The organism is Pseudomonas sp. GZD-222, assembly GCF_049310525.1.
Taxonomy (GTDB): Bacteria; Pseudomonadota; Gammaproteobacteria; order Pseudomonadales; family Pseudomonadaceae; genus Aquipseudomonas.
Window position 1 is genome coordinate 1 of the sequence record NZ_JBMOWO010000143.1, and the last position, 10,081, is coordinate 10,081.

General features: G+C 61.0%; 14 protein-coding genes. 8 read left to right on the forward strand and 6 right to left on the reverse strand.

Going from position 1 to position 10,081, the window contains the following annotated elements:
- Window positions 1–66 precede the first annotated feature (66 nt).
- Window positions 67–1,329 carry a uracil-xanthine permease family protein gene (locus tag ACO6VD_RS26190; protein ID WP_422422769.1) on the reverse strand — a complete coding sequence of 421 codons (1,263 nt, stop codon included), beginning with the start codon at window positions 1,327–1,329 and terminating at the stop codon, window positions 67–69.
- 2 nt (window positions 1,330–1,331) lie between these two features.
- A complete protein-coding gene (upp, locus tag ACO6VD_RS26195; protein ID WP_038614720.1) occupies window positions 1,332–1,970 on the reverse strand; it encodes a uracil phosphoribosyltransferase in 639 nt (212 codons plus the stop codon).
- Window positions 1,971–2,134: 164 nt separating this feature from the next.
- On the opposite strand from upp, the gene ACO6VD_RS26200 reads away from it, so the two are divergent.
- The 3 genes from ACO6VD_RS26200 to ACO6VD_RS26210 all read left to right on the forward strand — a co-directional run bounded on the left by ACO6VD_RS26200 (window position 2,135) and on the right by ACO6VD_RS26210 (window position 3,623).
- Window positions 2,135–2,692, forward strand: a complete 558-nt coding sequence (locus ACO6VD_RS26200; protein WP_400171935.1) for a hypoxanthine-guanine phosphoribosyltransferase — start codon at window positions 2,135–2,137, stop codon at window positions 2,690–2,692.
- 105 nt (window positions 2,693–2,797) lie between these two features.
- The gene (locus ACO6VD_RS26205) at window positions 2,798–3,265 is read left to right on the forward strand and encodes a hypothetical protein (RefSeq protein WP_422422770.1); all 468 of its coding nucleotides are present in this window, start codon (window positions 2,798–2,800) and stop codon (window positions 3,263–3,265) included.
- Between the two features lie 70 nt (window positions 3,266–3,335).
- Window positions 3,336–3,623: a PA4642 family protein gene (locus ACO6VD_RS26210; RefSeq protein ID WP_422422771.1), complete on the forward strand. Its 288-nt coding sequence runs from the start codon at window positions 3,336–3,338 to the stop codon at window positions 3,621–3,623.
- A 53-nt stretch (window positions 3,624–3,676) separates the two neighbouring features.
- Here ACO6VD_RS26210 and mqo read toward each other — a convergent pair whose 3' ends face one another.
- Window positions 3,677–5,182, reverse strand: coding sequence for a malate dehydrogenase (quinone) (gene mqo / locus ACO6VD_RS26215; RefSeq protein ID WP_422422772.1), 1,506 nt, complete (start codon window positions 5,180–5,182; stop codon window positions 3,677–3,679).
- Window positions 5,183–5,789: 607 nt separating this feature from the next.
- Window positions 5,790–6,023, reverse strand: a complete 234-nt coding sequence (locus tag ACO6VD_RS26220; RefSeq protein WP_422422773.1) for a hypothetical protein — start codon at window positions 6,021–6,023, stop codon at window positions 5,790–5,792.
- A gap of 177 nt (window positions 6,024–6,200) precedes the next feature.
- On the opposite strand from ACO6VD_RS26220, the gene ACO6VD_RS26225 reads away from it, so the two are divergent.
- Window positions 6,201–6,785, forward strand: a complete 585-nt coding sequence (locus ACO6VD_RS26225) for a YajG family lipoprotein (RefSeq protein WP_400171941.1) — start codon at window positions 6,201–6,203, stop codon at window positions 6,783–6,785.
- A 143-nt stretch (window positions 6,786–6,928) separates the two neighbouring features.
- Here ACO6VD_RS26225 and ACO6VD_RS26230 read toward each other — a convergent pair whose 3' ends face one another.
- Entirely contained in the window at window positions 6,929–7,135 is a 207-nt protein-coding gene (locus tag ACO6VD_RS26230) for a hypothetical protein (protein ID WP_422422774.1), read from the reverse strand.
- 169 nt (window positions 7,136–7,304) lie between these two features.
- Between ACO6VD_RS26230 and ACO6VD_RS26235 the strand changes: the two genes are divergently transcribed.
- Entirely contained in the window at window positions 7,305–7,565 is a 261-nt protein-coding gene (locus tag ACO6VD_RS26235) for a hypothetical protein (RefSeq protein ID WP_400171943.1), read from the forward strand.
- Between the two features lie 72 nt (window positions 7,566–7,637).
- Here the strand turns inward: ACO6VD_RS26235 and ACO6VD_RS26240 are convergent, their stop codons facing one another.
- The gene (locus tag ACO6VD_RS26240; protein ID WP_422422775.1) at window positions 7,638–8,804 is read right to left on the reverse strand and encodes a 1-acyl-sn-glycerol-3-phosphate acyltransferase; all 1,167 of its coding nucleotides are present in this window, start codon (window positions 8,802–8,804) and stop codon (window positions 7,638–7,640) included.
- A gap of 121 nt (window positions 8,805–8,925) precedes the next feature.
- On the opposite strand from ACO6VD_RS26240, the gene ACO6VD_RS26245 reads away from it, so the two are divergent.
- From ACO6VD_RS26245 to ACO6VD_RS26255, 3 genes are read left to right on the forward strand one after another with little or no spacing between them, the layout of a single operon-like run.
- On the forward strand, window positions 8,926–9,108 hold the full coding sequence (locus ACO6VD_RS26245; RefSeq protein ID WP_010225771.1) for a CPXCG motif-containing cysteine-rich protein: 183 nt from the start codon (window positions 8,926–8,928) through the stop codon (window positions 9,106–9,108).
- Window positions 9,108–9,368, forward strand: a complete 261-nt coding sequence (locus ACO6VD_RS26250; RefSeq protein WP_422422776.1) for a putative signal transducing protein — start codon at window positions 9,108–9,110, stop codon at window positions 9,366–9,368. Before ACO6VD_RS26245 ends, ACO6VD_RS26250 begins: the two co-directional genes overlap by 1 nt.
- A gap of 13 nt (window positions 9,369–9,381) precedes the next feature.
- The gene (locus ACO6VD_RS26255; RefSeq protein WP_422422777.1) at window positions 9,382–10,005 is read left to right on the forward strand and encodes an SOS response-associated peptidase; all 624 of its coding nucleotides are present in this window, start codon (window positions 9,382–9,384) and stop codon (window positions 10,003–10,005) included.
- Window positions 10,006–10,081 lie beyond the last annotated feature (76 nt).

The window sequence follows — 10,081 nt, forward strand, 5'->3', positions numbered from 1 at the left end:
GGAAAAACCCCCCCAACAGGGGGGATATGGGGAATTCGGGGGGGGGTTTTCTCCCCCGCGATGCTTTTATTCCTCTATCTTTTTCTTCCAGCCGTCATTGCCCGGCAGCAGCAGGTTCAGGGCAATCGCCACCACCGCACACAGGGCGATGCCTTTGAGGCCCCAATCGTCCGGGCCGGTACCGCTGCCGACCAGCACGCCGCCAATGCCGAACACCAGCGTCACCGAAACGATCACCAGGTTGCGCGCTTCGCTCAGGTCGATCTTGTGGCGGATCATGGTGTTCATGCCCACCGCCGCAATCGAGCCGAACAGCAGGCAGAGGATGCCGCCCATGACCGGTACCGGAATGCTTTGCAGCAGGGCGCCGAACTTGCCGATGAATGCCAGGGTGATGGCGAAAACCGCCGCCCAGGTCATGATCTTCGGGTTGTAGTTCTTGGTCAGCATCACCGCGCCAGTGACTTCGGCATAGGTGGTGTTGGGCGGGCCGCCGAACAGACCGGCAGTGGTGGTGGCGATACCGTCACCGAGCAGGGTGCGGTGCAGGCCTGGCTTTTTCAGGTAATCCCGACCGGTCACGCTACCTACAGCGATTACGCCGCCGATATGCTCGATGGCCGGCGCCAGGGCGACGGGCACAATGAACAGGATCGCCTGCCAGTTGAATGCCGGTGCGGTGAAGTGCGGCACGGCCAGCCAGGGCGCGGCGGCAATCTTGGCGGTATCGACCACACCGAAGTAGAACGACAAGGCAAAGCCGACCAGCACGCCGGCAATGATCGGCACCAGGCGGAAGATGCCCTTGCCGAACACGGCGACGATCAGGGTGGTCAGCAGCGCCGGCATGGAGATCATCATGGCGGTGCCATAGGGCAGCAGCTCGGTGCCGTCACCGGCCTTGCCCATTGCCATGTTGGCGGCAATCGGAGCCATGGCCAGACCGATCGAGATGATCACCGGGCCGATGACTACCGGTGGCAGCAGGCGGTCGATGAAGCCCGTGCCTTTGATCTTCACGGCCAGGCCGAGGAAGGTGTAGACAAAACCGGCCGCCATGACCCCGCCCATGGTCTCGGCCAGGCCGAACTGGCCCTTGGCGAGAATGATCGGGGTGATGAAGGCGAAACTCGAAGCAAGGAACACCGGTACCTGACGGCCAGTGACTACCTGAAACAGCAGAGTTCCCAAACCTGCGGTGAACAGCGCGACATTCGGGTCGAGGCCGGTGATCAGTGGCATCAGCACCAGCGCACCAAAGGCTACAAAGAGCATCTGCGCGCCAGAGACGACCTGACGCCAGAGCGGGTCGTTGAACTCATCCTGCATGTTCAGGCGTCCTTCTGCTTGGTACCGAAGATCTTGTCGCCGGCATCGCCCAGGCCCGGGATGATGTAGCCGTGTTCGTTCAGGCGCTCGTCGATCGAGGCGGTGTAGATCTGCACGTCCGGGTGAGCTTTCTCGACGGTGTCGATACCTTCGGGAGCGGCCACCAGAACCATGGCGCGAATATCCTTGCAACCGGCTTTCTTCAGCAGGTCGATGGTGGCGACCATCGAGTTGCCGGTGGCCAGCATCGGGTCGATGATCAGCGCCAGGCGCTCGTCGATTTCCGGTGCCAGTTTTTCCAGGTAGGTGTGCGCTTCGAGGGTTTCTTCATTGCGAGCAACACCCACGGCGCTGACCTTGGCGCCGGGAATCAGGCTGAGCACGCCGTCGAGCATGCCGATGCCGGCGCGCAGGATCGGTACTACAGTAATCTTCTTGCCGGCGATTTTCTCGACCTGGACCTTGCCGCACCAGCCTTCGATCTCGTACGTTTCGAGTGGCAGGTCTTTGGTGGCCTCGTAGGTCAGGAGCGTGCCGACTTCCTGGGCGAGTTCGCGGAAATTCTTGGTGCTGATATCGGCACGGCGCATCAGGCCGAGCTTGTGACGGATCAGCGGATGGCGGATCTCACGGGTAGGCATAGGAAAAGCTCCGGGGGGCGGGCAAAAAAACCGCGGTAGATTAATCTATTCAGCCGCGTGTGTCCTATAGGCATTCTGGACGTTAGTCCATAAATGCTTGATCTGACGCCCTTGGATGCGTACCTTTGCCCGCTTTTCTCATTTGCAGCCCCCTGGAGAGCGCCATGTCCGCTGATCTCGAGCATATCCGTCAAGTCATGCGAGAGGCTGACTGCCTGTACACCGAGGCCGAAGTAGAGGCCGCTATCGCCCGCGTTGGCGCGCAGATCAGCGAAGTGCTCGCCGACAGCAACCCGGTGGTGTTCTGTGTGATGAACGGTGGCCTGATTTTTGCCGGCAAGCTGCTGACTCACCTGCAGTTCCCGCTGGAGTCGTCTTATCTTCACGCCACCCGCTACCGCAATCAGACCAGCGGTGGTGATCTGTTCTGGAAAGCCAAGCCGGAAGTCTCGTTCATTGACCGCGACGTGCTGATCATCGACGACATCCTCGACGAAGGGCACACCCTCAGCGCGATCATCGATTTCTGCAAGCATGCCGGTGCGCGCGCGGTACACACCGCTGTGCTGATCGACAAGGATCACGACCGCAAGGCCAGCGCCGAACTCAAGGCTGACTTCTGTGGCCTGAGCTGCGTTGACCGCTATGTCTTCGGTTATGGCATGGATTACAAGGGCTACTGGCGAAATGCCAATGGCATTTACGCTGTCAAAGGACTCTGACGTCCGATTGCGTGGCGATCCCGCATCCACCGGGTTTGTGGGCGGGCTTGCCACGCGATGGCGTTTTCCCGTGCTAGAGTGCCAGGCCGTCTCAAGGAGCCTGACATGCGTGCAATTGTCCCCCTTCTTCTGCTGTTGAGCATGCCGCTGGCTGCTGCCCCTTTGCACAGCCAGTTTCTCCCGCCTGATGACCTGGGCGTGCGCCAGGAAGCCCCTGAAAGCCAGCAATTGCTGCAGGTCACCGAGTACTCGGTGGTCGTGGGCAACCAGCGTCAGTCCAACCAGCAGCCGATTCCGGTGACTTCACCCTTGGTCCTGCGCTTGAAGGGCAAGCCCTTGAGCAAGGGGGCGACGGTCAGCCAGGTGCTGATCAGCTTCGATGCCGAGAGCAAGAGCCTGAAAAAGCCGGTGTTCGATGACAAGCGCAAGGTCTTGAGCCTGAACTACCCGTCAAGCCAGTACCCGGTGATCCTCGACCTGCTGCGCAACAACACCGTCTATGTGCAATTTCTCAGCTACGCCAACGGCCATGTCTGGGCCGATCTGCATACCGGGGCCGTACGCGCGCGTTGAGCGCCGGTGCCGGGCAGGGGTAAACTGCCGGCCCGTGAAAATGTCCGTGATGGTTCAGTTGGAGTCGGCAATGCGTAAAGACAAGAAGCAAGTGATTGGGGATGAGATCAGCGACGAGTACGTCAAATCCTTCCTGCAGTTCGAACCGGCGGATGCCACTTCACCTTCGCTGCACAAGCTGATCAAGGCCTACCGCGGCTTGCGTATCGATGACTTCGAGCGCTTTGTCGGTTTCTTCGTCGAGGCAGGTCTGGACCTGGACGGTAAAGACGAGCACGGTCAGACCTTCATCGACGTGATCAAGGATCAGCGTAACGCCCCTGAGTACATCGAGATTATCGAGAAGGCTCGCGGCTGATTTCGAACACCCATAAAAAAACGCCCCGAAGGGCGTTTTTTTATGCCGGTGCATTACGCGTAGTGCTGCGCCGGGCTGTTTTCGACCAGGCCCAGGACCTCGTCGTTGTGTGCGCTGATCTTGTGGTACAGCGCAGCGTCGGCAGCCAGGACCTTTTCCCGGGCCGGGAAAATTTCCTTGAGCTTGGCCGCCCAGGCGCCCTTGGTCTGCTCAGGGAAGCAGCGTTCGATCAGGTCGAGCATGATCGATACGGTTACCGAAGCGCCAGGGGAGGCGCCCAGCAGGGCAGCCAGGGTACCGTCTTTGGCTGCTACCAGTTCGGTGCCGAACTGCAGCACGCCGCCTTTTTTCGGGTCTTTCTTGATGATCTGTACACGCTGACCAGCCACTTCCAGGCGCCAGTCCTCGGCTTTCGCCTCGGGGTAGAAGCGGCGCAGGGAGTCCAGACGCTGCTCCATCGACTGCATCACTTCGCTGACCAGGTACTTGGTCAGGTCCATGTTATCGCGGGCTACGGCGAGCATCGGGCCGATGTTGCTCATGCGCACCGACAGCGGCAGGTCCATGAACGAGCCGTGCTTGAGGAACTTGGTGGTAAAGCCGGCGTACGGGCCGAACAGCAGTGAGGTCTTGCCGTCGACGACGCGAGTGTCCAGGTGCGGCACCGACATCGGCGGCGAGCCGACAGCGGCCTGGCTGTACACCTTGGCCTGGTGCTTCTTGACCACTTCCGGATTGTCGCAACGCAGCCACTGGCCGCTGACCGGGAAGCCGCCAAAGCCTTTGCTTTCTTCGATGCCCGATTGCTGCAGCAGCGGCAAGGCCGCGCCACCGGCGCCGAGGAAGACGAAGCGGGCGTTGACTTCACGGCTGCTGCCGCTGTTGACGTCCTTGATGCTGACGGTCCAGCCGCTGCCGTTACGGCGCAGACCGGTGACCCGCTTGCAGTACTTGACCTGGGCATCCGGCGCGCTGGCCAGGTGCTTGAGCAGCTTGTTGGTCAGGGTGCCAAAGTTGACGTCGGTGCCTTTCATGACGCGGGTGGCGGCGATTTTCTGGTCGGCAGGGCGACCCGGCATCATCAGCGGCATCCACTCGTTCATCAGCGCTTTGTCTTCGGTGTATTCCATCTCCGAGAAGGCATGGTGCTGCTTGAGCAGCTCGAAGCGCTTCTTGAGGAAATCGATGCCTTTCTCACCTTCGACGTAGCTCAGGTGTGGCACGGGATTGATAAAGGCCCGTGGCGAGCTGAACGCGCCTTTTTTGCTCAGGTACGCCCAGAACTGCCGGGAGACCTCGAACTGGGTGTTAATGAGCACCGCTTTCTTGATGTCGATGCTGCCGTCAGCGGCCTGCGGCGTGTAGTTCAGTTCACACAGCCCGGCATGGCCGGTCCCGGCGTTGTTCCACGGGTTGGAACTTTCCGCGGCACCCGAATCCATCAACTCGACGACTTCCAGCTTGATCGCCGGGTCGAGTTCCTTGAGCAGTACGGCCAGGGTGGCACTCATGATGCCTGCCCCTACCAGTACTACATCGACTGCTTCGTTCTGCGCCATTTAACGCGTCTCCAAAATCTACAGCACCAAATTGACAGCATAGGATCTCTGGCTTTGCCAGGATCGCCATGTCCGATTCTTCGCAGTTTTTGCAACTTCAGCGGACACCGCCAACCGGGCTTTGCGTTGCCTATGAACGCATTTTAAGGCCGGTGCGGCAATTCGACTTATGGTCAAGGTGCCCGTCGTGCGTTATGGACCGGCCTCAGGCACTCATCCGGGATGAGCGCTGTTGCCAGCTGTTCAGGGCTGTTCGGGACACTTTAGGTGCTTTTGCACATGCCAGACTGTTCATTGCTCGCCACACTCTCGTGAAGTTGTGAAAACCCGTTTTTTCACGCTCTTTTGGAGTCGTGAACCTCAAAAAAGGTCTGCGCGATGGCAGCCCCGGCAGGTTCAGGCAGAGCAGGGGGCCGAAAAATGCGGGCACACTGGCTGGTGCAAGACCTGTGTGGAAGGCTCTCTGTGGGCGGTGCGGAGGATGCCGATGATGAACATTGGCGGTGCTGCGAGGCCCGATCAGGAGACGTCCTTATAATCGGGGGGAGATTATAACGATGTCTCGGGCAGAAATGATCTTTATTAACGACTTTTATTGATGCACTGCTCAGGCGGCCAGGCTGCGCTGTATCCAGTTGCCACGGGGACGCGAGCAAATCCGGGCGCTGGCGGGCAGGGGACGATTGAGCCAGGCCAGACGAATTTCGTCGATTTCCACCCAGTCGCCGGTATCCGGCCTGGTTGCGCACTGCTTGAAGGCCAGGCAATGCCCCTGGCTGTCCAGGCGCGCGAAGCAGCGCTTGGGCTGGCGGGTGAAGAGTGAAGTCCAGAACCAGGACATGGCGGTCTACCTCTGTAAGTGTTCTGGGCGCCAGCATAGCCGCCGGGTGATGAAACGATTGTGACAGCGAACCGGCGGCGTTCGCGCCTGTCTTATTCCCTAATGGCACGGCGATGGCTGGGCCGCGTCGTGCTGGTTATACTGGCGGCCTTTGCTGCCTATTCTGGAGAGATGAGCATGTTGCAACGTTTGTTGTTCGGTTTGATCGCGGTGACCAGTCTGACCCTGGCCGGTTGTGCCCACAGCCCGCAACAACTCAGCCCGCAACCAAAACTCACCGCCCAGCTCGCACCGGTCGGCCATGGTCAACCGGTCGTGGTCAAGGTGGTTGACGGTCGCGCTTCGCAAACCCTGGGCACCCGCGGTGGCCTGTACCCTGAAACCAGCGCCATCACCGTGACTGGCAACGACATCCTGCCAAAACTGCAAGCCCAGGCCGAAGCGGCTGTGCGTCTGCTCGGCTTCACCCCGACGCCGAATGCCTACAACGCGCCTCAGCTGACCGTGACCCTGGCGGAGCTGAAGTACCAGTCGCCAAAAGAAGGCATGTACGTGACCGAGGCGACCATCGGTGCGACCTTCAAGGCTGACGTGGCCAATGCCAACCGTCGCTACAGTGGCCGTTACGGCGCGTCCTTGGACCAGCGCTTCGGCATGGCGCCCAACCAGGAAACCAACACCAAGCTGGTCAGTGATGTGCTCAGCGATGCCCTGACGCGTCTGTTCAAGGATCAGGCCATCGGCCAGATCCTCGGCGAATAAAGCCTCCCCGGTGGGAGCGGGCTTGCCCCGCGATGCGATCTGTCCGTCACATCGTATCGCGGGGCAAGCCCTCCCCGCCGTGCCCTCCCTCCCCCCCCCCCCCCCCCCCCCCCCCCCCCCCCGCTCCCACCGGCCGTCATCCTTCAGGCCGCTTCGACGTACAGATTCAGTACGCTGATGCCGGTCTGGCCGTCGACCTCGGGCAAATCATCATGGGCATGGCCACCGAGGGCGCAGTAAACCAGCCATTGACGGTCCTGGACGTTGAACGCCAGGCCATCGATCAACGCCTGCTGCTCGTCGCTCTGGGCGATCAGATAGAGGCGGTCCTGGTTTTCGGCGTGCAGCATGACAAGCTCCGGTGGATGGCAAGGGCCGGTAGGGTGGCGTGTCTTGATGACGAACGTATGACGGCGGGAATAAATCGTCGTTTGTCGCAAAGGGCAGGAATACGCGCGGCGCTTGGGTAGAATGCGCGCCGAGTCGAGTGTTTCGATAGTCTTCCTTTGAGGTTCTGCGATGTCGTTGCAAGTGATCTGGGGGCTGTTGGCCGCCCATCCGGCCAAGCTGATCAACCTGCTGGCCCTGGTGCTGACCTGCCCGGGCGGCCTGTTGCTGCACAGCGCCCGGCGCCGTGCCGCGCAAACCCTGGCCGGCATGGCCGCCGATGAAGCAGTGGTCGATGGCATGGGCCTGCGCATCAATCGTTTCTACTACATTCTGGGCTTTGCCTTCCTGGCATTGGCCTTGCTGCTGTCCTGGTTCAGCACTTGGGTCTGAACCGTAATCGCGGGGCAAGCCCGCTCCCACTGGCAGAAGATAACCTGTGGGAGCGGGCTTGTCCCCCGACGATCAAAACCCCAAACCCACTTTGACCCGATACTGATTACGCACCGGCGTCGCATACTGCTGCACCAGATACGGCCGCTGCTCGGCCGGGCAGGCATCCAGGCGGCGCTGCCATTCGGCCTGGGCGCGGGCCAGTTCGTCGGCCGGGAACACCTTGGCCGCGGTCGGCACATCCAGTGCCGGATCCGCATCGGCCCATTGCGCATAGGCCAGGTAGTGCACCGGGAACAACCGGTAACCGCCGAGAATCTGCCGATCGATCTCCACTGCCAGCTGCTTGGTGTCCTCGACGAACGCCGTCACTGGCGGGGCGAAGTTGATGTGCACGCGTCCCTTGTAGCCAGTGATGCCCTGGGCAATGCTCAGGTCATCTTCGCCCGGTGCCTTGGTGTAGCTGCCGGTGGTGGCGCGGATGTACAGCTCGCGGGCCTTGGCCTGATCGCATGGGTCGTATTCGTAGCTGATCGACACCGGGCTCAGGTTCAACGACTGGATCACCGCGCCGAACGGCTCGTCCTTGCGGCTCATGTGGAACATTTTCAGGATCGCTGAATCGGTGCGGTCGTCACCATCCTTGGCCCGGCCTTCGGCCTGGGCAATCCAGATCGACTGGCCGTCGTTGCGAATCGAATGGTTGATGTAGGCCGAGAGCAACTGATAGGCCGCAAGCTTTTCCCGGCGCCCACTGATTGAGCGATGAACGATGAAGCTTTTGTTCAGGCGCATCATGTCGCTGACGAACGGCTTCTGCAGCAGGTTGTCACCGATGGCGATGCGCGGCGTCGGCAGGCCGGCGTGGTACACCGCGTAATTGACGAATGCCGGGTCCATGACGATGTCACGGTGGTTGGCCAGGAACAGATAAGCGGTGCCGGACTTGAGCAGCTCGACGCCGGTGTAGGTGACACCGTCGGTGGCCCGCTCAATGGTATGGTCGACGTAGTACTCGACTTTGTCCTGCAGGGTCGACACGCAGCTGACGCCGGCAAACTCTTTGCGCAGGCGCCGGGCGATCAGTGGCTTGAGCAGCCAGCCAAAGGCTCCGGCCATGCGCGGGAAGCGGAAGTGGGTGAGGATATCGAGGAATGCCGGGTCGCTGAGCAGGCGTGCCAGAACGGCAGGGACCTCAGCGTCGTTGTACGGTCGGATGGCATCGAATTCGCCCATCATGCTCTCTTGTTGGAAACGGCTAGGGTAATAGGTAGGGCCGGGGTTCGAAAAACGGCTCGAACACGCGCAGGTCCTGTAAATAGACCGGCAATTATACGCACAAGTCACTCGGGAGGCCGCGATGCTGGAAACTGCGATCTACGATTGCCCTTATTGTGGTGAAGAAGTCGAGACCACGGTGGACCTCTCTGGCGGTGATCAGGAGTACATCGAGGACTGCCAGGTCTGCTGCAAGCCGATCCGCTTCGTGCTCCAGGTGCACGGGGAGGAATGGATGCTGGATGTTTACGGTGAGAATGACTGATGCAGCGAATTTATGATCCGGAAAACCTGCTGGAAGCCGAAATGCTGATCGGGATGCTCGACAACGAGGGCGTCAAGGTTCACCTGGTCGGCCGCGACCTGATGGGGGCGATGGGCGATTTACCGATGCAGGGCCTGTTGGGCCTGGCGGTGGCCGATGAACAGGCCGAACACGCACGCCAGCTGATCGCCGCGTACAATGCAGCCCAGCCACTGGCTGGCGACGAACCGGAGCACATTCCGGGAACCCTGATTTGCTAGGTCTTTATCCCTCATGTGTGGACGTTACGCGCTGTTTCGCTGGTCTCCCGCCTTTGCTGCATTGCCGGGGTTTCCGACCGATCAGCAGGCTCAATGGAATATTTCGCCCGGTGCGTCGGTGCTGATCCAGCGCCGGCCTGAGGCGGGTGAGCTGACGCTGGCCCGCGCCCGCTGGGGGCTGACCCCGGCGTGGTTGACCGATTTGTCGCGCACCCCGGCGCATGCCCGCGCGGAAACCCTGGCCGAGCAACCGATGTTTCGCGAGGCGTTTCGCCTGCGCCGCTGCCTGATGCCGGCCAACGGCTTTTACGAGTGGCGCGGTACCCAGCGCAAACGCCCTTACTGGCTGACACCGGGCGAGGGTTCGTCGCTGTTCTTTGCGGCGATCTGGGAGGCGTATCCGGTGCAGGATCAGGTCTGGTTGAGCACTGCGGTGGTTACCCAGGCCGCGGTGAATCAGCGCCGGCCGTTGATTCTTGATGAGGCCGGGCAGGCGGCCTGGCTCGATCCTGAAACGCCTGTGGCGCGCTTGTATGAGCTGCTGGCCAGCAGTCAGGCACCGCTGCGTGAGCGGGTGCTGGCCAATCTGGTCAATGATCCGAAGCTCAATGGGCCGGAGTGTTTGACCCCGGCTTAAAAACATCGCGGGGCAAGCCCGCTCCCACAGGGGTTTTTTCTTCCCCTGTGGGAGGGGGGTTTTCCCGCGGTTTGTT

What these genes read in the sequence shown, in the direction of transcription:
- ACO6VD_RS26235 (WP_400171943.1), top strand. Translation starts at nt 7,305, where the DNA reads ATGTCGTTGCAAGTGATCTGGGGGCTGTTGGCCGCCCATCCGGCCAAG.
- upp (WP_038614720.1), bottom strand. Translation starts at nt 1,970, where the DNA reads ATGCCTACCCGTGAGATCCGCCATCCGCTGATCCGTCACAAGCTCGGC.
- ACO6VD_RS26230 (WP_422422774.1), bottom strand. Translation starts at nt 7,135, where the DNA reads ATGCTGCACGCCGAAAACCAGGACCGCCTCTATCTGATCGCCCAGAGC.
- ACO6VD_RS26210 (WP_422422771.1), top strand. Translation starts at nt 3,336, where the DNA reads ATGCGTAAAGACAAGAAGCAAGTGATTGGGGATGAGATCAGCGACGAG.
- mqo (WP_422422772.1), bottom strand. Translation starts at nt 5,182, where the DNA reads ATGGCGCAGAACGAAGCAGTCGATGTAGTACTGGTAGGGGCAGGCATC.
- ACO6VD_RS26220 (WP_422422773.1), bottom strand. Translation starts at nt 6,023, where the DNA reads ATGTCCTGGTTCTGGACTTCACTCTTCACCCGCCAGCCCAAGCGCTGC.
- ACO6VD_RS26245 (WP_010225771.1), top strand. Translation starts at nt 8,926, where the DNA reads ATGCTGGAAACTGCGATCTACGATTGCCCTTATTGTGGTGAAGAAGTC.
- ACO6VD_RS26255 (WP_422422777.1), top strand. Translation starts at nt 9,382, where the DNA reads ATGTGTGGACGTTACGCGCTGTTTCGCTGGTCTCCCGCCTTTGCTGCA.
- ACO6VD_RS26190 (WP_422422769.1), bottom strand. Translation starts at nt 1,329, where the DNA reads ATGCAGGATGAGTTCAACGACCCGCTCTGGCGTCAGGTCGTCTCTGGC.
- ACO6VD_RS26225 (WP_400171941.1), top strand. Translation starts at nt 6,201, where the DNA reads ATGTTGCAACGTTTGTTGTTCGGTTTGATCGCGGTGACCAGTCTGACC.
- ACO6VD_RS26205 (WP_422422770.1), top strand. Translation starts at nt 2,798, where the DNA reads ATGCGTGCAATTGTCCCCCTTCTTCTGCTGTTGAGCATGCCGCTGGCT.
- ACO6VD_RS26240 (WP_422422775.1), bottom strand. Translation starts at nt 8,804, where the DNA reads ATGATGGGCGAATTCGATGCCATCCGACCGTACAACGACGCTGAGGTC.
- ACO6VD_RS26250 (WP_422422776.1), top strand. Translation starts at nt 9,108, where the DNA reads ATGCAGCGAATTTATGATCCGGAAAACCTGCTGGAAGCCGAAATGCTG.
- ACO6VD_RS26200 (WP_400171935.1), top strand. Translation starts at nt 2,135, where the DNA reads ATGTCCGCTGATCTCGAGCATATCCGTCAAGTCATGCGAGAGGCTGAC.